This is a genomic window from Paraliobacillus quinghaiensis (genome assembly GCF_003426025.1).
GTDB classification, from domain to species: Bacteria; Bacillota; Bacilli; order Bacillales; family Amphibacillaceae; genus Paraliobacillus_A; species Paraliobacillus_A quinghaiensis.
Genome location: NZ_QJSH01000022.1, coordinates 21270 through 44435, shown reverse-complemented (window position 1 = coordinate 44435; position 23166 = coordinate 21270). Strand labels below are relative to the sequence as shown.

Here is a 23166-nt window from a genome sequence, read left to right as displayed (position 1 = left end):
CCGAAGGGGTCATCTTGCTTCCCGCGCTCGACTTGCATGTATTAGGCACGCCGCCAGCGTTCGTCCTGAGCCAAGATCAAACTCTCCATAAAATGCGAGCTTGGTTGCTCATTTAAAATACTAGCTTGTTTCTTACTTAACATACTGGTTGTTTCGTTCAGTTTTCAAAGATCAATTTTTGTTACCGCTCGTTTGCGACAACTTTTATATCATACCATCTATCAAACTATCATGTCAACACTTTTTTTTACTTTTTAGTTTCGTAATGAAATGATGACTTGAATGTGGCTACTATCTCATAACTGAACAAAATTCAATTTGTAAATCAAATATTTTTCAGTATTATTTCGACAGCTAAACAATCATATCATGTTTCACTAAAAAGTCAACAAATAAATCGACATTTTTCGCAAGTTCTTGCGAGTAAGGAGATCATTTGATTACCTTGTTTGATGTGATTACTATTCATTATAACAATTCCTTCATTATATATACAAATTTCCAAAAGGGCATTATTAATTTTCCATTCAAAAAGGAAGACTATGCGAAATAGAGATTGTAGCACAACAATATGTCAACTTCATTTGTGTTTATTAGACATGTATAAGAAAAGCACTAAATTTTGAAATTAAGTGAAATGTTCTATTCATTATCCCCAGATCAAATCATTCTTAAAGAGGGAAATACTTTTCAAGTTTGTCAACAACCCATGACTGAAGTCACGGGCTTGTAAGGTCTTACGACCTTTAGAAATTTACAGCGGACAACAAGACCAGCGTCTAGTCCTTTAAACCACGCTAGAGGTACTGTTTAGGCTCCAAGCAACCCGTTTTTTATCATTTAAGCCACAACTATTTGTGGTAGAATTTCATCTTTCGTATAGTGTTCTCCATATTGTTTAAGGTTGAACGCAGCGTTAATATCTCGATCAAGATGTGCGCCACAAGAAGGGCAATCCCATTCACGAACAGCTACATTGCCTTTTAGTGCCGTATTCTTATGACTGCAAGTGGAACATAATTGTGTAGACGCAAAGTTTTTCGGGACTTTGACGTAGTATTTTCCTTGGTGTTCTAGTTTGTACTTTATATACAAGCGGAAGTTACCAAACCCATTATCTTGCTGATTTTTGGCATAATGCTTGTTTTGTCCAATTGCACGAAGGTTTATGTTTTCTACTACAATCATGTCATAGCGATTCGAAAGAGCATAGGCTTTCTTGTGAAGCCGCCAATCTTTTCGTTGGTTTGCAACTTTGTTCTGTAGTCTTGAAACAATTAATCGCTGTTTTTCCCAACGATTAGAGCCCTTCACTCTTCGTGACAATATGCGTTGTTCTTTGACTAGACGTGCTTTCATTTTTCGATAATAGTGCGGATAATTGGCTTTCTTACCCTCGCTATCTACGAAAAAATGAGATTGCGAATAATCTAGTCCCAAAATGCGATTTGGTATACCAATGCTTGTAATTTGCTTTGGAAATGCAACACAAATAGACACGTCAAATTGTCCTTTCGTGTTCATCGTAACCGTTACATTTTTAATTTTACTACCTTGTGGCAATGGTCTATGTGTATATAGCTTCAACCCAACGACTTTCACAGAAGACTTTTGCGCTGATGGAAGATATAATATGTCATCTTCGATGTAGATATTTCCGTTTTGGTTAAATGTCGTGTAGCTAGCTTTGCTCCCTTTACGAGAATGGAACTTGGGCATTCCTTTTAAATCACGAAATGTCGGTTCTATCCCTAGTGTCTTCTGACGTTTCAAGGCAGCTTTCTTGTATTGTTTTTTAGAGGCAATTTTATTAAAGGCTGTCATTGCTTTGTTGAAGTGTTGTTTTGCTTCGTTAGAAGCAAAGGCATCTACAAGATACAAGTAGGCTATATGATCGTCACTTACGGATTGTTTTTTAAATGCAGAAACAGTCGGCATACCCATCTGCTTTAAAGAAGGTAATTTGTCACCAATTTGATACGGCTTCTTTTCCAAGTAGTCATATAGATAGGCGACGTGAAGGTTATACATCTTTCTATCTGCACCAAAACACTGGCGCAAATACGTTTCTACTTCATCAGAAATAGGGATAGCACGATATACATAGCCGCGGTTTACTAATTCAAGCATGGCTTTCACCTACAATCATTTTTCTTTTTGGTTTTGGATATATCCGCGAACCTGTTCTTCGGTATTTTCGCTAACTGTTGCGATAAAATAGCTAGGATTCCACAAATGACCTCCCCAAAGAAGTTTCTTTATTTCAGAATGGCGTTTAAATAATCGCCTAGCTGAATGTCCCTTTAAGGTTTTCACAACAGTCGGGATATAATGCTGGGGCTTTAGGGAAATCAACAGATGAATATGGTCTTTATCCGTTTCCATTTCTTCAATCGTTATTTCATGGTCTTTGCAAAGTTCACTAAGAATGTCTTTCAACGATTGTTCAATCTCATCGACAAGGACCGTTCTTCTGTACTTTACACACCACACGAGATGGTATTGAAGCGAATAGACATATCCTCTACCGTAAATAACTTTTGACACCGCCATCACCTCATGTTCATTATATCACATGTATATAGAAAAGCGTCGATTTATGAATGGTTATTATTCCTTTTTAAATATCATATGCGCTTTAGCTCCGAAAAAAATGTCGGACAATTGAGTTAGCAGAAGCTAACCCTTGTCCGAAGTCGATTCATCTCATGACTGAAGTCACGAGGGTTCTCGACTATTTTCTAAAACGGATTTGTCGCCCACTGTAATGACTGTTTAATAAATATACGTGGATGAAGCTTAAGCTGTGCTAACATATACTCTGCTATATCCTCTGGTTGCATGAATTTATTCTTATCTTGTTCATCAAGTTTATCTTCAAACGCCAGTTCAGTTGCCACTAAACTAGGATTCAATGTAAAGACACGTATATTATTTCCCCGTACCTCTTGCATAAGAGCTTCTGTCATACCTTGAATAGCAAATTTCGATCCACTATACGCAGTTGATCCAGCAGTACCTTTCAAACCATTACTAGATGAAATATTAATAATATCACCTTGATTCTTTTCAAGCATTTGCGGCAAAACAGCTTTAGTGACATGGTATGTGCCAAATACATTAACTTCAAAGGTGTGTTTCCATTCTTCTGGATCAATTTCTAAAAATGAACCATATATTCCTACACCAGCATTATTAATAAGTATATCTGCTGTTCCTAAATCCCGTTTCAAACTAGCTATTGCTTGTTCAACTTCATCCATGTTTGCAATATCTGCAGTAGCAAATACCGCCTTTACCCCAAACGTTTTTGCTTCCTCTGCTACTTCTAGTAGTTTAGTTTCTGTTCGAGCGATCAGACCAACATGAATTCCTTCTTTGGCAAACATAAGTGCAGTAGCCCTACCAATACCACTACTTGCTCCAGTAATATAAGCTATCTTACCTTTTATTTCTTGTCCCATTTAGTTCACCCTTTCAGAACATACAATACATAAGTTTATGTTACTAGTATATCAACTGAGTTATTTTAATGAAAACAAAAAGAATGGATAACAAATAAGAATCAATTTGCTATCCATTACATTTTTTAATAATCTTTAAATATTTTCAGCGTATCGTTCATCAGGTATTTTATTTAACATTACATATAAACTTACATTCTCTGTTCCACAATTCGAAAAAGCAAGCTCCTCATCACCAGTAACAAATAGTGTGTCATTTTGTTTAATCAAAACTTCTTCTCCATCGATCGCGAACTTACCTTCACCTTCCAAGACTATTAATTGTACGTTTGATCCAGGATGCTTGTGCGCTGGTAGTGATTGTCCAGGTTTAAAATTCAAAATGAACACCGTTGTTTTGTCCTCTTTAAAAATCACACGTTTAGTAAATCTTTCTGAATTAAATTCTATAAAATCAGTTATATTATGTTTTATCATTATTGTATCCCCTTCAAATTATATTCTTAAAGCATCCTTATTGTATATGATAATTATTATCAATGGTGTGATTTAGAACACTTTCTATATTTTTTTAGAGAATTAAAAGCATTTATTAACTAATATTTAATTACTCAAATCATACTAATCTTACAATTTGGATGCGTATGCATTCAGTTGTTTACTCACTTCCTCAATTCCATCAATAAAAAGTAGTCGTGTTTTGTATTAAATTCTAAACTTTCGTATGATAAAATAGAGCCCATGGGAATAACAACAAGGAGGTACTTATGATTCAGATAATCGGCACCACCGAGGTTTATTTCAACAGCGAATATACAATGCTAGAAGACATTAAATATCACTTAATACGTACATTAGAAAACTATGAGATCATTAATCATGACACTACTGCCCAAAAAAATAAAATAAAAATCAAGTTTACATTAAACATGGAAGAAAGATATGAATGCAAATCACTTCTTGATTATAACAGTTATGCTTTAAAAGAATTTAAAAAAAGGCTTCCTTCTACTGTTGATACTTCATATATTCAAACAATAGACATTAGAACTGCACCCGGTAAAGTAAAAAATAGGTTTAGTTGAATTTAAATTTAGAATAGTCTTTTAAAACCACATTAAAAATATATAGGAGCAGAAAATTAAATTCTCTGCTCCTGCCCTATCATTTTTTCATTCACTTATTTACTTATTTCTACAACATTAAATTCCTTTAACATATTGTAGAACCTTGCTCCATGACCTTCTTCAGCCTCAAGGAAATATTTTTCACTAATAACAAAGCTACCTTTCTTTTGATTTGAAATGATATACGTTTTATTAACCGGACTATCCCAGTCATCTCCATCAAGAGCAGAAACGACAATTGCTTCGAAAGGTTGATCCACTGTGGTAACGGACTGTACATTTTCATAAGAATCATTTAATTGTTTGTGAATCTCTTTTGCTAACTGTTCTGGCTCTATATCTTCAACTTGTGAAATTGTCATTGAAACTTCAGGGTATTGATCCCCTAATGGTTCTTTAGGAACAATTTTATCCACACCATTTTCTTCAATGAGAATATACCTTTCTTCATCAATATAAATGTTATATCCAGCTTTACTTTCTTGTAGTGTTACTTCCTTCTCTTCAGATATTCCTTCTACCTCATCTATAACTTTTTTCTCAGGCGCAAAATATTCGGTAATGTTAGTTACAACAGCCTGACCTGTGTCAGTGTTTATTAAAAACACCCCAAAGAGTATGGTTGCTGCAAGAATCCCCATTACCCACTGTTTTGATTTCCCAGTATTCTTTTGTCTACGTCTGCGTGACACATCTTTCTTACCCGGTTTTTCCCCCACCTCATTACGCGCTTTTTCCGTGATATTCATTCTTGCCTCAATATTGTTCCAAATTTGTTCCTTTTTATTAGATACCTTATTTGTATTGGCTATTAAACTTTTTCTAATATCTTTTTCTATTTTTTTATCGTCCATTTAATTTACCTCCTTTTCAGCTTCTAAATACTTTCTTAATTTTTGCCTTCCTTTATACAATCTGGATTTTATTGTATTTACGTTTTCATCTAAAATTTCTGCTATTTCTTGTTCTTTAAACCCATTCAAATATTTCAGCACAATTGGAATTTGATTGTGCAGTTCAAGTTTTTGAATAGCAAGATATAACACTTCATACTCAAGAAGATGATGAAGGTATGTTTCTTCTGTTTGATCGTGTTCATGTCTTACCTCTTCCACACTAACCACCTTTGAGTTCCTTTTTAAAATTCTGTTACATTCATTTAACAAAATCTTATAAAACCAAGGCTTAAAAGGTCTATCCGAATGATAAAGGTGAATATTTTGATATACTTTAATAAAAGTTTCTTGAACAGCATCTTCTGCATAAGAGTTATTATGGTTCATAACAATCGTTGCCGTTCGGATCGCATAATCAAAATATACATCATACAGATCTCGAAGAGCTTGTTGGTCACGGCTTTTTAAACGTTCAATGATTTCAGATTCTAACAAGTGTTTCACTCCCTTTATGAATCTTTTTTGTTCTTTCACTTTATATACCTCACTAAAGCAAAAAAAGTTTTCACATTCATAATTTATGTACATTTAATTAATGAATTGTTGATATGAAAAAGAGTATCCCTAAAAATTATGCTTTTGGGATACTCCTGATTCTTTCGTTGTTTTTTATTGTGTGAATTGTCGAATCAAGCCATTTAGTTCTTCTACTAATTTTGAAACGAATTTGACATTTGTTCAACTCCCGCGACACACTCTTCAGCAACAGTTGCAATTCCTTGTACCGAGGCATTCATTTTTGATTAATTAGGAACATAATCGATATTCCTTCAGTTATTGTGTTGATGTTTAAAAAAGCACACGCTGCTAATGCAGTTTCGTGTGCTTTTAAAACCTTAGTATGCTCTTATGCTTCTTCTTCAAAAAATTCCTGATACAATGATCTTACCGCTCGTTCTACTCCTTCTTCTTTTATACCAAACATTAGTGATACTTCAGAAGAACCTTGGTTAATCATCTCTAGATTAACATTAGCACGCGAAAAAGCTTCTGTTGCTTTTGCAGCTATTCCGACTGTACTATTCATATCTTCCCCAACAATCATAATTAAGGCCAAATCCCTTTCTGTATAAACAGTGTCTGGATCTAACTCTTCTTTAATACGTTTAATAACTTTTTCTTCCTTCTCTAGTGATAACTCGCTTCCTCGAATAATAACTGACATATCATCAATTCCAGAAGGTGTGTGTTCAAATGAAATACATTCATCTTCTAGAATATTTAATAAACGACGACCAAAACCTAACTCTCTATTCATCAAGTATTTGCTTACATACAAACTAAGGAAACCTGTGTCACTTGCAATTCCCACAACTGGATTACCATTTGGTTCTTTTTTAGAAACAATGATTGTACCTAATCCATCTGGGTTATCAGTATTTTTTATGCAAACCGGAATACTAGCTTTAAAAGCTGGAATAAGTGCTTCATCATGAAATACTGAAAAACCTGCATAGGATAGTTCTCGCATTTCTTTGTAAGTTAATGATGTAATTTCTTTAGGATTATCAACGATTGTAGGATTTACACAATAAACAGAGTCAACATCAGTGAAGTTTTCATACAGATCCGCTTTTACACCAGCTGCTACGATTGAGCCTGTAATATCAGATCCTCCCCGAGAAAATGTAACTAATTTACCTTCTTTCGTGTATCCAAAGAAACCAGGAATAACAACAATTTCTTTTCGTTCATGCAATTTATATAACAACTCAAAACTTTCATCAAGAATCTGTGCACTTCCTGGCTCATCACTTAAAATGATGCCCGCATCTTTTGGATTCAAATAAATTGCATCTAGACCAAGAGATTGCAGATATGCACTAAGTATTTTAGCTAAAGAATCTTCTCCTATAGATTTAATAGCTTCTAATTTCAATTCCTGTTGATAATCACTGGCAAAAACTGTTGCCACGTCATCTTTTATTTCTTCTAAAATACGTTCTGATAATTCTAATTCATCTATGATTGCTCCAAACCTTTCAAGAACTTTTTCTTGTTCACTTTGATAAGGTTTATCAGCTAAGTAGGCCTCACCAAGTTTAATTAGAAGATCTGTTACTTTTTCATCTTGAGAAAATCTTTTGCCTGGTGCAGATACTACTATAGCTTTTCTGTTTTGATCTGCTTGTATAATTTGTGCAACTTTTTTTAATTGCTCCGCACTAGCAACTGAACTTCCTCCAAATTTTGCTACCTTCATTGTTAAAACCTCTCCATTTGTATTTTTATATACCATTAAAAATATTATCATACTTTTAAATAAATTGTTATAATAAAATTCAGATTATTCACTACTATTTACGAGTAAACAGCCTTAGAACCCATTAGCATGTTCTATATGGATTAATTTCTCGTTTAATTCCATCAAATAAGGATAAAATCAATTTTTTTATTAAAAAGAGCCTTGATATGTAATCAAGGCTCTTTTGCATTTACTTTGTTATAAATAACTGAGTCCAATATTTACCATTTTCAACATAACCTACACCTATATGTGTGTAATTCCCAAGAATATTTTTTCGGTGTCCAGAACTATTCATCCACGCTGTTACCACTTCTTGTGGGGTCCGTTGCCCTTTTGCAATATTTTCAGCTGCACTTCGGTATGAAATACCAAAATTTTTCATCATAGTAAATGGAGACCCATAAGTCGGACTTGTATGTGAGAAGTAGTTTTTATTGAGCATATCAGCTGATTTATATCTAGCTACACGAGATAGTTCCCAGTCTGGTCTTAATGCAGGCAAACCATGTTTCGCTCTCTCCTGATTGGTCAGCTGAATAACCAGGTGTTCTGTATGTTTTATTGAATCTATTGTTGGTATAGTAAGTTTCTGTCTTGGGTAAATAAGATCGGGATTATCTATTTGTGGATTTGCTTCAATTATTTCTGTTACACCTATTTGGTATTTTACTGCAATTCTCCACATTGAATCACCTGGTTGTACGATGTAAGTATCATCTGCCGATACAGAAACGGGTACCAAAAAACACAGAATAAATAATGTAAATATAATTTTTTTCAAAGAAAAACCTCCTTTTTGTAATAAGATGCTACAAAAAAGAGGTTTTATACATGATTTCAGATAAATTATGATGCCCGATGTTCAATCCGTAATCGGTCAGCTACCATAGCAATAAATTCAGAATTTGTTGGCTTTGCTTTTGAGACATTTACAGTATAGCCAAATAAGTTCGAAATAGAATCAATATTACCTCTGCTCCAAGCGACTTCTATCGCATGTCTTATCGCTCTTTCCACACGTGAGGCTGTTGTATTATATTTTTTTGCAATGTCTGGGTATAAAACTTTGGTAATTGAACCTAATAATTCAATATCTTTATAAACCATTGTTATCGCTTCTCTTAAGTACATATAACCTTTAATATGAGCAGGAACTCCTATTTCATGAATAATATGCGTAATATTTGCTTCTAAATCAATTTTACGATTCTCTTTTGGTGCTTTTTGTTTAACTGCTCTATTTTCAGATATTGGTGCTCCTTTAACCATCCTTATTTGTTCAGCTAAGCTATCTAGATCAAATGGTTTCAACATAAAGTATGAAGCGCCTAAATCTACAGCTTTTTTAGTTACTTCCTCCTGACCAAACGCTGTTAACATAATAACATTTGGCCGATTTTCCATATTCATTTCTCTCATTTTTGCTAGCACTGCCAATCCATCCATGTGTGGCATAATAATATCAAGAACAACAACATCAGGTTCAACCTCACCTAAAAGCGTTATACATTCTTTACCATTAGCAGCTGTACCAACTACTTCCATATCAGATTGACCTTCAAAGTACTCTTCCATGAGTACGATTAATTCCCGGTTATCATCCACTAAAAACACTTTAATTTTTTCCAACTTTTGTTCCTCCTTCAGAATATCCTGTCACTATCACATAATCAATTTCGACACAAGTATTGAAAATCCTTTTTTTAATGTAAAAAACTTTGTATTTTTTTGATTTACTTTAAAATACTCTATCAATCGCACGTTTTCGATATATTTTGACACGGTTTTGTCGAATAATCTTTATTTAAAGTGTAGCATAAATATCGATTAAATCCATAGGTAAAAAGAAAAAACAGGGAGAACTTAACTCGCCTGTTTTTCTTCTTTTTCCTCATATATATCAATACCCGCTTCATTTAACATCCATTCAATATGAATCCCATACCCTGAGGTTGGATCGTTAACAAAAACATGTGTAACAGCACCGATTAATTTTCCTTCTTGGATTATCGGGCTACCACTCATCCCCTGCACAATACCACCAGTTTTATCAAGTAGTTTATCGTCAATGATTTTTACAATCATCCCTTTTGTTGCTGGGTTTTTCTGTACAACACTGTTAACAATTTCTACATCAAAAGCTTCCACTTTTTGATCTTCCACAACGGTTAAAATTTGAGCCGGTCCTTCTTTTACTTGGCTAGATAAAGCAATAGGCATTGGTTCGTTCCATTTAGTGGACTCCAAATCTTTATCAAGCGACCCAAACACACCGAATGGACTATTTTTGGTTATTGTTCCTAGTGGCACATCATCATTTTCTAATGTTGCCTGTTTTTCACCTGGTGTCCCATTATTTCCTTTTTGTATTGATGTGATATTTGATTTGACAATTGTTCCATCATGAATCTGAATTGGTTTTCTTGTATCCATATCAGAAATAACATGTCCTAGCGCTCCATATTTCTTTGTCTTGGGATCATAAAAAGTCATCGTTCCTATCCCAGCTGCTGAGTCCCGAATATATAAGCCAATTTGATACTTATCCTCTTTTTCATCATGTGTTGGTATTAATTCCTTCTTCAAAGTCTTCTCACCACGTTTTATCGTTACATCTAGAGGCTTATCATTTCTTCCAGCTTCGTTCACTAATTTTGTTATTTGTTCCATTTTTTCTATTTCTTTATTGTTCACGCGCAGGATTATGTCACCTACCTGTATGTCCGCTTCCTCACCTGGTGATTTTTGTCCATCATCAACATTAACTTTATGATGTCCAACCACCAATACGCCTAAAGTTTGTAAATTCACACCGATTGATTGACCTCCTGGAACTACTTTATATTCACTTAAAACATCTACATTTACTTTTTTTATTGGTAATCCTGCTAATTCATACACAATGGAACTTTCCCCACTACTAACTGTTTTAAATTGAGAAAAATTCATTGCTTCTAACACATTATTTTGCTGTGCTAAAGCTGTATCAACATTGTTACCTAATGCAGGAACACTTAATGCTTCGTTTGTATCTTGAAAAAGTGTGATTTGATTTGGTATAGAAAGGTATTGGTGTATTGGTTTGATAAACGGCATGCTCAGGAAAGTAACAAGGAGAAGCATTCCTATTGCTGCACGAATATTATTTATTTTCATCTTTCACGCTCCTCGTTCCTAACCCATTTTATTTTTTTCTGTATTTCTAATGTGACCTTCATTCGACTTTTTTAAACCCTGTAAAGACCAGAAATAGCGGGGATGTTTTCCTATTTTGTATAGTATTATTATTTTTTTGTATACTAAAAAAACCATGTCTCAATAACATGGTTTTTATTCTTTAAATTTATTAGCTAATTCAATTAATTCTCTAGCATGTTCTTTTGATGTTTCTGTAAGTTCTGTACCTGTAATCATTCTGCCGATTTCTGTAACTCTTTCTTCAATTGAAAGTTCTTCTACTGTAGTACTTGTTCGTTCTTCAGAGGTATTTTTTTCAATTAACAAATGGGTATCAGCCATTGAAGCTACTTGTGGTAAATGGGTAATACAAAGCACTTGGGATCCAACTGAAATGCCATAAATCTTCTCAGCAATCGCCTGAGCTACTCTCCCGCTTACTCCAGTGTCTACTTCATCAAAAATAACACTTGTTACACCTTGATGCTTAGCAAAAATCCTCTTTAATGCAAGCATAATACGTGACAATTCTCCACCTGAAGCTATCTTATTTATTTCTTTAAGTGGTTCACCTGGATTTGTTGAGATTAAAAATCGCACTTGATCAAAACCATTTTGTGTTAAGTGAACAGGTACTCCATTTAATTCAAAGTCATTTGGGTTTCCTTTTTTAGTCTCTATCGCTACATCAAATGTAGCCTTTTCTAGATACAAATCCTGTAACTCTCTATGAATTGCTTCTTTTAATTGCTTGGAAGCTTCGATACGAAGATCATGTAAGTGTCTTGCTTCAATTAGTGCGTCCTGTCCAATATCATGTAATTCTTGCTCTATTTTTTTTAATGATGTGTCACGGTCTTGAATTTCATCTATTTCATCTTCGATTTTTGCACTATATTCCAATATTTCATCTACAGATGTACCATATTTCTTCTGTAGTTTGTTAATTTCATGCAAACGACTTTCCAGATAATTAAGACGGTCTGGATCATAAGCTAAAGTATCTAAATAATTGCGTAACTCATAGGATAATTCTTCTATTAAGTAAAAATGATTCGAGAAACTTTCTTTTTTTCCCTCTAAATCCTTCTCAAATTCACCTGCAGTCTCTAAACCAGTAAGTGCTAGTCCTAGCCAGTCTAATCCTCTCTTTTCTCCGCTAAGTGCTTCGTATGCATCACGGATTCCACTGTATATTTTTTCATAGTTCATCAGCTTTTCACGTTCTTCACGCAACGCCTCATCTTCACCAGGACTTAAATCTGCTTGTTGCAATTCATTTAATTGGAATTTTAATAAATCTAAGCGTTGCGCCATTTCTTGTTCGTTATTATTTAACTGTTGGAAGCGCTTTTTAACTGTATGTAACTTATTGTAAAGGCGTTTATAGTCATGTTTAGCATCATTAATTCGTTCTTTTTCATACAAATCTAATAACTCAATATGACGTTCCACATCCATAAGTGACTTTGTTTCATGTTGTGTGTGAATATCAATTAATGTACTGCCAAATTCCCTTAAAATCGCTAACGTAACTAAATTACCATTCACTCTACAAATGCTTTTACCATTTGCACTAATTGTACGATTAAGAACAATCATGCCGTCATCGTCAATTTCAATACCATAGGATTTCCCTACTTTATATATTGGATGTGCAGGGTCACTAATTATAAACAAACCTTCTAAGTTTGCTTTTTTGGCGCCATAGCGAACGAATTCGACAGACCCTCTTCCACCGGATAATAATTCAACTGCATCAATTATAATTGATTTACCAGCACCAGTTTCACCTGTTAGCACAGTTAGACCTTCTTTAAATGTGATCGAAATTTCATCAATAATTGCAAAATCTTTAATGGAAAGTTCGGTTAACATATATAATTCCACCTCACTTTTTTGGTAAAAAAATTATAACATTTCTAGAAAACGTTCTTGTATATCTTTAGTTTGATCTTCTGTTTTACATATAACTAAAATGGTATCATCACCACAAATTGTACCTAATATTTCTGTCCAGTCTAAATTATCAATTAGTGCTCCCAATGCATTTGCATTTCCAGGTAATGTTTTTAAAACTAAGAAATAACCAGCTTGATCAATCCTTATAAACGCATCTTGCATTAAACGTCTAAGCTTTTCTAAAGGATTAAATCTTTGATCAGCCGGTAAGCTATATTTATATCTTCCATCTACCATAGGAACTTTTACTAAATGTAGTTCTTTGATATCTCGCGAAACGGTCGCCTGCGTAACGTTATAACCTAACTCACGTAATGTATCTACTAAATCATCTTGTGTTTCGACATCATTTTCAGTTATTATTTCTCGAATTTTAATATGACGTTGACCTTTAGTCATTTAGGTTCCTCCTTTCTGAAAAAACTCTGAAAAGGACTGAGAATATTCTTAAAAATCATATTTATGATTGTTGAGTAAGTCCTTCATGTGCATCTTTTATAATGTCTGTTACTAACGATTGTATATCGGTATCTGTTTTCAATCCACTATCTTGACTAGGTTTCCATGTCAAATGGGCAAGAAATTCAATGTTACCATCTCCACCAGTGATCGGAGAAAAGGTTAGATTTTTCAACCTATACCCTTCATTTAAAGCAAAATACAAAATGTCTTCTACTACTTGTTGATGTATCCGCTTGTCCCGGACAATCCCCTTTTTACCCACTTGTTCTTTTCCTGCCTCAAATTGTGGCTTGATCAAAGCTACAACTTCCCCACCTGTTTCAAGTATGGTTGCTAAAGTAGGTAAAATCAATTTTAATGAAATAAAGGAAACATCAATTGTGGCAACATGAGGGCTTCCTTTATCAAACATATCAATTGTGGCGTAGCGGAAGTTAGTTCGTTCCATCACAATAACACGCGGATCATTGCGCAGCTTCCAATCTAATTGATTATAACCCACATCAACAGCATAACAAAGACTTGCACCATTTTGTAAAGCGCAATCAGTAAAACCACCTGTTGAAGAACCAATATCTAACATAATTTTATCTTTAACTGAAAAATCAAATGTTTTTAAGGCTTTTTCTAATTTCAAGCCTCCTCTACCAACGTAAGGAAATAACTTGCCTTTTACTGATAAAGGGATGTCACCGTTGACCTTGACTCCAGGTTTATCCATTCTTTGCTGTTCAGAGAAGACTATTCCAGCCATGATAGCCCGCTTTGCCTTTTCTCTTGTCTCCACTAAACCGCGTTCCACTAGTAGTATATCTAATCTTGTTTTTTTACTTGTCATTATTTTTTAGACCCTTTATTGTTTTTTAGTTGGCAATAACTTTTTAATTTCTTTTATTACCGCTTTTTTCGTTAAACCAATTTGTTCTAGCAAAAGTTCTACCTTACCGTGTTCAATAAATACATCAGGGATACCCATTCTTGTCACACTTTTAGTAGAATAGTTATGAATTTCAGCAAATTCTAAAATAGAACTGCCAAATCCACCATTTAAAACAGATTCTTCAACTGTCACTATTGGTAATTTCGCTTTAAATATATTATGAAGCATTTCTTCATCTACTGGTTTAATAAAACGAGCATTTATGACTCGAATTGAAAGTCCTTCTTGTCTCAACACATCACTTGCTTCAAGTGCCATTCCAATTGTTGTTCCAAAAGTTAGGATAACGCCATCCGTACCATCTTTTAATACCTCCCATGTTCCAATTTCAATCTGATGTAAATCATCATCCATTGAAATTCCAAGCACATTTCCTCTTGGATAACGAATCGCTATTGGTCCGTTGTCATATTTAATTGCTGTATACACTAAATGCTGACACTCGTTCTCATCCCTTGGCATCATTATAACGATATTTGGTAACGAACGTAAGAAATTTATATCAAATACACCATGATGTGTATCTCCATCCGCACCAACTAACCCAGAACGATCAATTCCAAATGCTACATTTAGGTTTTGTCGACAAACATCGTGTAGAATCTGATCGTACGCCCTTTGTAAAAATGTTGAATAAATTGTGAGGAAAGGCTTCATACCTTGGGATGCCATTCCAGCTGCTAAAGTAGTAGCATGCTGTTCAGCAATACCAACATCAAATAAACGATCCGGAAACTTTTCTTTAAAATTTTCTAATTTTGAGCCAATTATCATTGCTGGGGTAATTACAGCTAATTTTTTATTTTCTTGGGCAATATATTCTAGCGTTCCACTTACAACAGAACTCCATTCAGGAGGTGTATTTGTAGGTGAGATCTTTTTACCAGATTCAATTTTATATGGACCAACTCCATGCCATTTATCTTTATTATCCGATTCTGCTGGATAATAACCTTTTCCTTTTTTAGTAATTACATGAACAATAACCGGTCCTTCTGTTTTTTTTGCATACTGGATATTCTTCTGTAATGCAGTAAAATCATGACCATCCACTGGACCATAATAGGTGAAGCCGAACTCTTCAAATAACATACCAGGTATCATAGAATATTTCATACTATCTTTAATACGCTCTAGTGCATCAGCTAGTTTTCCACCAACTTTAGGAATTTTTTTTACGATCCATTCTAAATCATCTTTTACTTTATTATATTTACCTGTACTTCGCATTCTTCCTAAAGCATTGTGCAGCGCCCCAACATTATTTGCTATAGACATTTCATTATCATTTAAGATAACAATCATATTTTTTTGTTCATGTCCAATATTGTTTAGTGCTTCAAGAGCCATTCCTCCAGTTAAAGCACCATCTCCTATGAGCGGAACAATATAATTAGCTTCTTTCTTCAAGTCACGTGCTATCGCCATCCCCATTGCAGCTGATAGCGATGTTGAACTATGGCCAGCTTCCCATACATCATGCTTACTTTCATACATTTTTAGGAAACCAGACAATCCTTTATATTGCCTGAGCGTATCAAATTGACCAGCTCTGCCTGTTAAGATTTTATGAATATATGACTGGTGTCCAACATCAAAAATCAACTTATCTTCCGGGCTATTAAAATTTTTGTGCAGAGCTAATGTTAACTCTACAACTCCTAAGTTCGCACCTAGGTGTCCGCCATTAACTGATAATTTTTCAATTAAAAACTCTCGTATTGAATATGCCAGAACTTCCAATTCTTCGTTGTTGAGCTTCTTTAAAAAAGAAGGATCTTTTATTGTTGTAAGATCCATGTTCCGAAGCCTCCCCGTAAAATGATTTTCTGCTTGGTTAATTTTTTGTTAATATTTTTATATTGAATTTATTTTGTATAAAAGCAATCACTTTACCTACAAAAAAAATAATTTTTGTTGAGGAGTGGATTCCATAAAATTTACCTAAGGCTTTCCCGCCAACTGTTAAAGCAGCTACTAAACTTGTCATAACAACAGAAACTGCTATTTGCACAGTAGACCCTTCGCCATGACCAAACCCATTTGCCAATTGCAAAACAACAATCGCAGAAGCAGTTCCACTAATAACCCCAGAAATATCACCAATCACATCATTACAAAAGCTTGCAAAGCGGTCTGCATTTCGAACAATCAATATCGCCTCTTTGGAACCGCTTACCCTTTCTGCTGCCATTGCATGAAAAGGAACTTCATCTGCAGCGGTTGCTGCTACCCCTAACATATCAAAAATAACACCCATTAACACAATAATAAACACAATAAATAAACCAATAACCCACATTACACCACTTAAGATGGAGGAAGAAATAACTGAAAAAATAGCCGCTAACACAAATGTGATAACGGCAATACTTATACTAAATTTTATCGATTTTTTAATTTGTAATTTCGTCATCTATGTATACCTCATTTTTTTGTTAAAACTATGTAAAGGAATGGTCGTTTAAAAGGTAAAAACTACGGCTTAGGTCCAGTAGGTTTTCCCAGATGTGTACCGAATGTTGCCATCCTGGCGGTTCCCCTTTAAACACATCTTAGCGTTGTTTCCAACAGCTAGACTGGATTACCACTTAGTCCGCACTATAATCCCTTTTAAACGTCTTTTGGAACAGTCTAGGAGATTTCCTCAACAGCTCTTAACCGTTTCCTAGCCTCTTTTGCAGTGCTGATTTCATACCGATAAAAATACGCACGTTAGTGGCCATCCAACGATGTATCTACAACAGTAATCCCCTCAGACACCACTCAAGGCAGGCTACGCTACGAACAAAATACCCTTTATCTTATTACGTAGGTTCATACCCCAGTCCATGGTAATGCTTTGGCTAAAGAGTTACCACAGAGATGGGCCTCCGCGGAAGCAGGGTCATCGCCCACATGCCTTTGTGGATCGCCCTGCAACCTTAACTCCCAGCACCGACCCAAGGCTGGGCGCCTCAAGCCGGCACAAGGAACTTCATCGATGTGCCCTTTGGCAGATTTTTAGGCCTGCCTTCAGAAACGGAGAACCGACTAGAATACTGCACCATTCCCAATATACTGTAATAATAACATAATTGTATCGAACACTCAATAATTAATATTTCTTATGCATCACGTAAACTTAAATACTGAACAAAATCTTTTAGAATATTGGTTTTAACATCCGCCTTGATTAAAGCGGCTTCTGCTAAGTCTACATATTCTTCTTTTTTCTTAATTGCACCATCTAGGCCAAGTAGTTTTGGATAAGTACTTTTCATATTAGACTCATCACTACCTATCGGCTTTCCTATTTTTTCAGGGTCACCTGATACATCCAATATATCATCTTGAACTTGAAAGATAAGACCAACATAATAAGCATATTTACGAATCTCAGCAATTTGTTTGATCGAAGCACCACCTATATAAGCCCCAATTTCTAAAGCAAATGTCAGTAATTCCCCTGTCTTTAGATCGTGAATTTCTTCTAATTCAGTTAAAGTAATTTCTCTATTTTCAGCCGCCATATCAAGTGATTGACCTGCAACCATTCCTTTAGGACCACTTGCTTTGGCTAGTCGCTTTATAATATAAACCTTTTGTTCATTTGTTAATTGCGGATCATCAGTAATAGCTTCAAAACTATATGTTAATAATGCATCACCAGCTAAGATAGCAGTAGCTTCATCAAATACACGATGATTTGTTGGTTGTCCACGGCGATAATGATCATCATCCATTGCAGGAAGGTCATCATGAATTAATGAATATGTATGAACCATCTCTAAAGCGAGTGATACTGATAAGACTTGTTGATATGTACCATGAAACGATTCACAACTTGCGATCATTAATAAAGGTCTTAGCCTTTTCCCCCCAGCTTTAATCGAATAAAGCATAGAGTCTTTTAATCGGCTGGGAATAGATAGGCTTTTTACTTTTTGGACTAATTCATCCGAGATAATTTTTTCTTTTTCTGTTAAAAACGCCGAAAGATTCTCCTCCATGCTATTCTTCCTCCTGAACTGAGAACTGCTTATATTCTCCTTGCTCGTTAATGATTTGTGTCATTTGCTTTTCTACATTCGATAATTTATCACTGCAAACTTTAGATAATTGCATACCATCCTGGTAATATTTTATCGCTTTCTCAAGAGGTACTTCACCCTCTTCTAATTTTTCAACGATTGCTTCTAAATTCTCCATTGCTTCTTCAAATGATAATTCCTCAGTTTTCATTTTCAGAATCCTCCTTTATTCCTGTAACCTTACAGTCTAACACACCATCACTCAACTTTACGGAGATCGCGTTATCAACTTGCACTTCATTTGTTGACTGAACTAAAGTACCATCACTACTATAAGCAATTGAATAACCACGTCTCATCGTATGTAACGGACTTAATAATTCCAGCTTTTCTAATTGATTTGTAAATTGGCGCTTTTTCAAAGTCATAATATATTCAACAGCACGGGCTTGCCGCTCCTCTAATTGCTCTAATTGTTTGTTCAAATGTTTTGCCTGTTTAGAAGGATGCTGCTGATTTAGCCGCTTAACTAGTTGATCAAGTTGATTTTCTTTGTTTGCTTTTATTTGGATGGCTTTTTTTGTTAATTGATCAATGATTTTATCTAATTCTTGTTCTTTTTGGGTAATTAACTGTGCTGGATAACGAAATGCATAACTTTTGTTTAAACGTTCTAATTGACTAGAAGACTGGCTAATATAGTGTTGCATTAATTGGGTTAATGCCTGTTTTTTTGCCTGGATACTATTTTTTAACTCATGAACTGATGGAACTGCTAATTCAGCTGCTCCAGTTGGGGTAGCAGCTCGTAAGTCTGCCACAAAATCTGCTATTGTTGTATCTGTTTCATGTCCAACTGCTGATATAACTGGTAATGAAGACAAGGAAATAGCACGTGCGACAATCTCTTCGTTAAAAGCCCATAACTCTTCTATTGAACCGCCGCCACGACCTACAATTAGCAAATCAAGAGTAGGTATATTATTTGCTTGATTGATTGCATTTGCGATAGATGTGGGCGCTTGATCACCTTGAACAAGCACAGGGAAGACGGTTATGTCAGCAATTGGATACCTCCTCTTTAAGGTAATTAAAATATCACGAATTGCTGCACCTGTTGGCGACGTAATAATACCAATATGTTTTGGATAGGAAGGAAGTTTCTGTTTTCGCTCAAAAGAAAAAAGGCCTTCTTTGGTTAATTTGTCCTTTAATTGTTCAAATGCAACAAATAACGCGCCTAATCCATCTGGTTCCATTTGATGAATATATAATTGATACTGCCCTTGTGGTTCGTAGACATTAATCTCGCCTTTAATTAGGACATTCATTCCGTTTTCTGGTTCAAATTTAAGTGAGCGATTATATCCAGCAAACATCACAGCTTGTATTCTTGAATTGTCATCTTTAATTGTTAAATACATGTGTCCACGACTATGATGTTTGTAGTTTGATATTTCACCCTTGAGCCAAACAGTATTTAAGTGCTTGTCCAATTCAAATTTCCGTTTAATATAACGTGTTAAAGCCGTAACCGTTAAATAATTTTCATTCACTTTATAACACCTTCAATTTTTATACTTGATGGAATCTTTTTGCTGATTTTATTGTATTATGTAGTAACATTGTAATTGTCATTGGACCAACACCTTTAGGGACTGGTGTTATATAAGAAGCTGTTTCCTTTGCTGATTCGAAATCAACATCACCAGTCAAGGAACCGTCTTCTATTCTATTGATCCCAACATCAATTACCACTGCACCTGGCTTAATGTCTTCGCCTTTTAGAAAATGAGCTTTTCCGATAGCAACAATTAAAATATCCGCTGCCTTAATATGCTCTTCCATGTTTTTCGTTTTTGAGTGACAATAGGTTACTGTTGCATTTTCATTAAGTAATAACTGACCAACTGGCTTACCAACAATATTACTTCTACCTATTACAACAGCATTTTTCCCTGCGATTTCTATATTTTTTGATTTAAGCATTGTAATAATACCAAAAGGTGTGCAAGGTAAAAAGGTATCTTTACCTGTTAGCATCCTTCCGATATTAACTGGGTGAAAACCATCAACATCTTTATCAGGATGGATTGCTTCGATAATTACTTGTTCTTGTATTTGGGCAGGTAAGGGCAATTGTACTAATATCCCATGAACTTGACTGTCCTTGTTTAAAGTGTCAATTAATTCTAATAAATATTTCTCTGTTGCATCAGAAGGTAGTTCAATCAGATTTGACTCAACTCCAACGAATGAAGACGCTTTTTGTTTTCCTCTTACATAAGATTTAGAAGCTGGATTATCACCAATTAAGATAACTGTTAATTTAGGAATAATACCTTGTTCTTTTAATGCATCAACTTCTTCTCTCATTTCTAACCGCAGGTTCTCTGCTAAGACATTCCCATAAATTACTTCTGCAGTCATCTCTATACCTCCTAATGAGTCATTTTAGATAATACACCATTTATAAACTTGCCTGACTTATCATCACCATATAAATGTGCTAATTCAACCGCTTCGTTTATTGCTACACCTATAGGAGTATCTACTTCATAAAACATTTCATATGTTGCAATTCGTAATAAAGTTTTTTCAACTGTTGGAAGGCGTTCAATCGACCATTTCTCTAGATTCTCTGTAATCTTTTGATCAATTTCCTTGTGATTATCATATACTCCTTGAACAAGTACAGATAAAAAAGGTGAAGCTTCTTCATCTTCCAATACCTGAGTTAGTGCATCTTGGGGATTAAAACCTTGACTATCAATTGAAAAAAGGGTTTGGAATGCCTTTTCTCTAGCATCTCTTCGCTTCATTTTCATTCTCCTTGTATATACCTAATGACTAAAGCCCATTAAGCTTTCTATCCTATCTTTTCATAACCATCATATCGAATACTGCATTAAAAAGCTATGCTCCAGTAAATGATTTTACAATAATCGAAAAGACCCTACAAGAGACCAAGATCTCTTAGGGTCTTTTCAACTCTTACTCTTGTACTTCCTCTGTTTCTTCTGCCGCCTCCATTTGAACGCCAACTACATGTACATTTATCTCATCAATTTCTAATGCCGTCATGTTTATTAATGCTTGCCTTATGTTTTCCTGAATCTTTTGAGCAACTACTGGAATCGTCACCCCATAATCTAACACAACAAAAACATCAATCATAACACCAGATTCTGTTAATTCAACTTTAATTCCTTTGCCATGAGCTTTCTTTCCAAATCGTTCAACGACTCCACTTGCAAAATTGCCACGTGTAGAAGAGACACCACCAACTTCAGTGGTCGCAATTCCAGCAATGACTTCGATCACTACAGGAGCTACTTCCACCTTTCCAAGACTTGAATCTTCACTTACATTTAACATTGTGTTCTCACTCATTAAGATCCACTCCTTTTAGAGTTAATCAAACTTCGAAAAGAAAAATTAAAATCATTTATTTCTTTTCTTCATTTTCTATTATAGTATATTTCTCAAGAAATTTCGTGTTGAAATCTCCTTCAATAAATACGGGGTGTTCCATCATTTTATAATGAAACGGTATAGTAGTTGAAATACCTTCAATAATAAATTCACTTAATGCACGTTTCATACGGTCAATAGCCTCTTGCCTGGTTGCACCATATGTAATTAATTTAGCAATCATTGAATCATAATATGGAGAAATTGTGTAGCCAGGATAAGCTGCTGAATCTACACGGACCCCTAATCCACCTGGAGGTAAATAATTCTCTATTTTTCCTGGGGATGGCATGAATTTTTTCCATGGATCCTCAGCATTAATTCGACACTCCATTGCCCATCCATGAAAAGTTACATCTTCCTGTTTCAAGCTTAGGATCTCATTATTTGCTACCTTTATTTGTTCTTTAATTAAATCAACACCAGTAACCATTTCAGTAACAGGATGTTCTACTTGAATCCGCGTATTCATTTCCATGAAATAAAACGCCTGTGCTTTTTTATCAAAAATAAATTCAACTGTTCCAGCACCTGAATAATCAACAGCACGAGCAGCTTTGACTGAAGCTTCACCCATTTGTTGACGTATGTCCTCTGTAATGGCAGGTGAAGGAGTCTCCTCAATTAATTTTTGCAAGCGACGTTGAACAGAACAATCTCTCTCCCCTAAGTGTATCACATTTCCAAAGTTATCTGCTAAAATTTGAATCTCGACATGAGAAAAATCTTCGATAAATTTCTCTAAATACACTCCAGGGTTCCCGAAAGCTTTCTCCGCCTCTTGCTGTGTCATCTGAATACCATTTACCAATTCATTTTCATTATAAGCAACCCGTATTCCTTTACCGCCTCCACCAGCAGTAGCTTTAATAATAACAGGATAGCCGATTTCATTTGCTAATTCAATCGCCTGTTCTTCACTTTCAATGATACCCTTAGAACCTGGAACAATTGGCACTCCTGCTTGTTCCATTGTATCTCTTGCTACATCTTTTGTTCCCATTTTTTGTATTGCGTAAACACTTGGTCCTACAAATGTTATATTACACTTCTCACATATCTCTGCAAAATCAGCATTTTCTGATAAGAAGCCATAACCAGGGTGAATTGCATCAACCTCAGTTAACGTAGCAACACTCATAATATTAGTGAAATTTAGATAACTATCTTTGCTCAAAAACGGTCCAATACAGTATGCCTCATCTGCAAATTGCACATGCAAAGCATCTCGATCAGCTTCAGAATAAACCGCAACTGTTTCAATACCAAGTTCTTTACAAGCCCGAATAATTCGAACAGCAATCTCACCACGATTAGCAATCAAAAGTTTTTTTATCATGCCT

At 34.9% G+C, this 23166-nt stretch carries 23 protein-coding genes and 1 rRNA gene; 1 reads left to right on the top strand and 23 read right to left on the bottom strand.

Annotated features, from left to right (window positions below):
- From D2K40_RS12890 to D2K40_RS12870, 5 genes are all read right to left on the bottom strand, one after another.
- Positions 1-92: ribosomal RNA gene (locus D2K40_RS12890) — 16S ribosomal RNA — on the bottom strand; the annotation flags it as partial.
- Positions 93-840: 748 nt separating this feature from the next.
- Positions 841-2130, bottom strand: coding sequence for an RNA-guided endonuclease InsQ/TnpB family protein (locus D2K40_RS12885; protein ID WP_117156603.1), 1290 nt, complete (start codon positions 2128-2130; stop codon positions 841-843).
- 15 nt (positions 2131-2145) lie between these two features.
- Positions 2146-2547, bottom strand: a complete 402-nt coding sequence (tnpA, locus tag D2K40_RS12880; protein ID WP_117156601.1) for an IS200/IS605 family transposase — start codon at positions 2545-2547, stop codon at positions 2146-2148.
- A 194-nt stretch (positions 2548-2741) separates the two neighbouring features.
- Positions 2742-3464: a 3-ketoacyl-ACP reductase gene (locus D2K40_RS12875; protein WP_117156599.1), complete on the bottom strand. Its 723-nt coding sequence runs from the start codon at positions 3462-3464 to the stop codon at positions 2742-2744.
- Positions 3465-3599: 135 nt separating this feature from the next.
- Positions 3600-3941 carry a cupin domain-containing protein gene (locus tag D2K40_RS12870; protein ID WP_117156597.1) on the bottom strand — a complete coding sequence of 114 codons (342 nt, stop codon included), beginning with the start codon at positions 3939-3941 and terminating at the stop codon, positions 3600-3602.
- Positions 3942-4231: 290 nt separating this feature from the next.
- Between D2K40_RS12870 and D2K40_RS12865 the strand changes: the two genes are divergently transcribed.
- Complete coding sequence (locus tag D2K40_RS12865) at positions 4232-4549, top strand: hypothetical protein (protein ID WP_117156595.1); 318 nt, start codon at positions 4232-4234, stop codon at positions 4547-4549.
- A 95-nt stretch (positions 4550-4644) separates the two neighbouring features.
- On the opposite strand, the gene D2K40_RS12860 is transcribed toward D2K40_RS12865, so the two are convergent.
- From D2K40_RS12860 to accC, 18 genes are all read right to left on the bottom strand, one after another.
- Entirely contained in the window at positions 4645-5445 is an 801-nt protein-coding gene (locus D2K40_RS12860; protein ID WP_117156593.1) for a hypothetical protein, read from the bottom strand.
- Positions 5446-6021: an RNA polymerase sigma factor gene (locus D2K40_RS12855; RefSeq protein ID WP_205417571.1), complete on the bottom strand. Its 576-nt coding sequence runs from the start codon at positions 6019-6021 to the stop codon at positions 5446-5448.
- A 373-nt stretch (positions 6022-6394) separates the two neighbouring features.
- Positions 6395-7750, bottom strand: coding sequence for an aspartate kinase (locus tag D2K40_RS12850; RefSeq protein WP_117156589.1), 1356 nt, complete (start codon positions 7748-7750; stop codon positions 6395-6397).
- A gap of 232 nt (positions 7751-7982) precedes the next feature.
- A complete protein-coding gene (gene safA / locus D2K40_RS12845) occupies positions 7983-8576 on the bottom strand; it encodes a SafA/ExsA family spore coat assembly protein (protein ID WP_117156587.1) in 594 nt (197 codons plus the stop codon).
- A gap of 65 nt (positions 8577-8641) precedes the next feature.
- Positions 8642-9424, bottom strand: coding sequence for a sporulation transcription factor Spo0A (spo0A, locus tag D2K40_RS12840; protein WP_117156585.1), 783 nt, complete (start codon positions 9422-9424; stop codon positions 8642-8644).
- Positions 9425-9658: 234 nt separating this feature from the next.
- Positions 9659-10951 (bottom strand): SpoIVB peptidase, encoded by a 1293-nt coding sequence (gene spoIVB / locus D2K40_RS12835; RefSeq protein WP_117156583.1) that lies wholly within the window; start codon positions 10949-10951, stop codon positions 9659-9661.
- Positions 10952-11125: 174 nt separating this feature from the next.
- On the bottom strand, positions 11126-12850 hold the full coding sequence (gene recN / locus D2K40_RS12830) for a DNA repair protein RecN (protein WP_117156581.1): 1725 nt from the start codon (positions 12848-12850) through the stop codon (positions 11126-11128).
- A 33-nt stretch (positions 12851-12883) separates the two neighbouring features.
- A complete protein-coding gene (gene ahrC, locus D2K40_RS12825) occupies positions 12884-13333 on the bottom strand; it encodes a transcriptional regulator AhrC/ArgR (protein ID WP_117156579.1) in 450 nt (149 codons plus the stop codon).
- A 61-nt stretch (positions 13334-13394) separates the two neighbouring features.
- Positions 13395-14234, bottom strand: a complete 840-nt coding sequence (locus D2K40_RS12820) for a TlyA family RNA methyltransferase (protein WP_117156577.1) — start codon at positions 14232-14234, stop codon at positions 13395-13397.
- Positions 14235-14249: 15 nt separating this feature from the next.
- Positions 14250-16136 carry a 1-deoxy-D-xylulose-5-phosphate synthase gene (gene dxs, locus D2K40_RS12815; RefSeq protein WP_117156575.1) on the bottom strand — a complete coding sequence of 629 codons (1887 nt, stop codon included), beginning with the start codon at positions 16134-16136 and terminating at the stop codon, positions 14250-14252.
- Positions 16137-16173: 37 nt separating this feature from the next.
- Entirely contained in the window at positions 16174-16752 is a 579-nt protein-coding gene (locus D2K40_RS12810) for a hypothetical protein (protein WP_117156572.1), read from the bottom strand.
- Between the two features lie 691 nt (positions 16753-17443).
- On the bottom strand, positions 17444-18328 hold the full coding sequence (locus D2K40_RS12805) for a polyprenyl synthetase family protein (RefSeq protein ID WP_117156570.1): 885 nt from the start codon (positions 18326-18328) through the stop codon (positions 17444-17446).
- Position 18329: 1 nt separating this feature from the next.
- A complete protein-coding gene (locus D2K40_RS12800) occupies positions 18330-18560 on the bottom strand; it encodes an exodeoxyribonuclease VII small subunit (protein ID WP_117156568.1) in 231 nt (76 codons plus the stop codon).
- Entirely contained in the window at positions 18550-19905 is a 1356-nt protein-coding gene (xseA, locus tag D2K40_RS12795) for an exodeoxyribonuclease VII large subunit (RefSeq protein WP_117156566.1), read from the bottom strand. The genes D2K40_RS12800 and xseA overlap by 11 nt, the downstream gene beginning before the upstream one ends.
- Positions 19906-19924: 19 nt before the next feature.
- Positions 19925-20779 carry a bifunctional methylenetetrahydrofolate dehydrogenase/methenyltetrahydrofolate cyclohydrolase FolD gene (gene folD, locus D2K40_RS12790; protein WP_117156564.1) on the bottom strand — a complete coding sequence of 285 codons (855 nt, stop codon included), beginning with the start codon at positions 20777-20779 and terminating at the stop codon, positions 19925-19927.
- A gap of 11 nt (positions 20780-20790) precedes the next feature.
- A complete protein-coding gene (gene nusB / locus D2K40_RS12785; protein ID WP_117156562.1) occupies positions 20791-21171 on the bottom strand; it encodes a transcription antitermination factor NusB in 381 nt (126 codons plus the stop codon).
- Positions 21172-21343: 172 nt separating this feature from the next.
- The gene (locus tag D2K40_RS12780; protein WP_117156560.1) at positions 21344-21742 is read right to left on the bottom strand and encodes an Asp23/Gls24 family envelope stress response protein; all 399 of its coding nucleotides are present in this window, start codon (positions 21740-21742) and stop codon (positions 21344-21346) included.
- Between the two features lie 55 nt (positions 21743-21797).
- Positions 21798-23162 (bottom strand): acetyl-CoA carboxylase biotin carboxylase subunit, encoded by a 1365-nt coding sequence (accC, locus tag D2K40_RS12775; RefSeq protein WP_117156558.1) that lies wholly within the window; start codon positions 23160-23162, stop codon positions 21798-21800.
- Between the last annotated feature and the right edge of the window lie 4 nt (positions 23163-23166).

What these genes read in the sequence shown, in the direction of transcription:
- folD (WP_117156564.1), bottom strand. Translation starts at nt 20,779, where the DNA reads ATGACTGCAGAAGTAATTTATGGGAATGTCTTAGCAGAGAACCTGCGG.
- D2K40_RS12810 (WP_117156572.1), bottom strand. Translation starts at nt 16,752, where the DNA reads ATGACGAAATTACAAATTAAAAAATCGATAAAATTTAGTATAAGTATT.
- D2K40_RS12850 (WP_117156589.1), bottom strand. Translation starts at nt 7,750, where the DNA reads ATGAAGGTAGCAAAATTTGGAGGAAGTTCAGTTGCTAGTGCGGAGCAA.
- D2K40_RS12860 (WP_117156593.1), bottom strand. Translation starts at nt 5,445, where the DNA reads ATGGACGATAAAAAAATAGAAAAAGATATTAGAAAAAGTTTAATAGCC.
- D2K40_RS12805 (WP_117156570.1), bottom strand. Translation starts at nt 18,328, where the DNA reads ATGGAGGAGAATCTTTCGGCGTTTTTAACAGAAAAAGAAAAAATTATC.
- D2K40_RS12820 (WP_117156577.1), bottom strand. Translation starts at nt 14,234, where the DNA reads ATGACAAGTAAAAAAACAAGATTAGATATACTACTAGTGGAACGCGGT.
- spoIVB (WP_117156583.1), bottom strand. Translation starts at nt 10,951, where the DNA reads ATGAAAATAAATAATATTCGTGCAGCAATAGGAATGCTTCTCCTTGTT.
- D2K40_RS12870 (WP_117156597.1), bottom strand. Translation starts at nt 3,941, where the DNA reads ATGATAAAACATAATATAACTGATTTTATAGAATTTAATTCAGAAAGA.
- D2K40_RS12875 (WP_117156599.1), bottom strand. Translation starts at nt 3,464, where the DNA reads ATGGGACAAGAAATAAAAGGTAAGATAGCTTATATTACTGGAGCAAGT.
- recN (WP_117156581.1), bottom strand. Translation starts at nt 12,850, where the DNA reads ATGTTAACCGAACTTTCCATTAAAGATTTTGCAATTATTGATGAAATT.
- D2K40_RS12865 (WP_117156595.1), top strand. Translation starts at nt 4,232, where the DNA reads ATGATTCAGATAATCGGCACCACCGAGGTTTATTTCAACAGCGAATAT.
- D2K40_RS12885 (WP_117156603.1), bottom strand. Translation starts at nt 2,130, where the DNA reads ATGCTTGAATTAGTAAACCGCGGCTATGTATATCGTGCTATCCCTATT.
- D2K40_RS12800 (WP_117156568.1), bottom strand. Translation starts at nt 18,560, where the DNA reads ATGAAAACTGAGGAATTATCATTTGAAGAAGCAATGGAGAATTTAGAA.
- dxs (WP_117156575.1), bottom strand. Translation starts at nt 16,136, where the DNA reads ATGGATCTTACAACAATAAAAGATCCTTCTTTTTTAAAGAAGCTCAAC.
- ahrC (WP_117156579.1), bottom strand. Translation starts at nt 13,333, where the DNA reads ATGACTAAAGGTCAACGTCATATTAAAATTCGAGAAATAATAACTGAA.
- nusB (WP_117156562.1), bottom strand. Translation starts at nt 21,171, where the DNA reads ATGAAGCGAAGAGATGCTAGAGAAAAGGCATTCCAAACCCTTTTTTCA.
- D2K40_RS12780 (WP_117156560.1), bottom strand. Translation starts at nt 21,742, where the DNA reads ATGAGTGAGAACACAATGTTAAATGTAAGTGAAGATTCAAGTCTTGGA.
- accC (WP_117156558.1), bottom strand. Translation starts at nt 23,162, where the DNA reads ATGATAAAAAAACTTTTGATTGCTAATCGTGGTGAGATTGCTGTTCGA.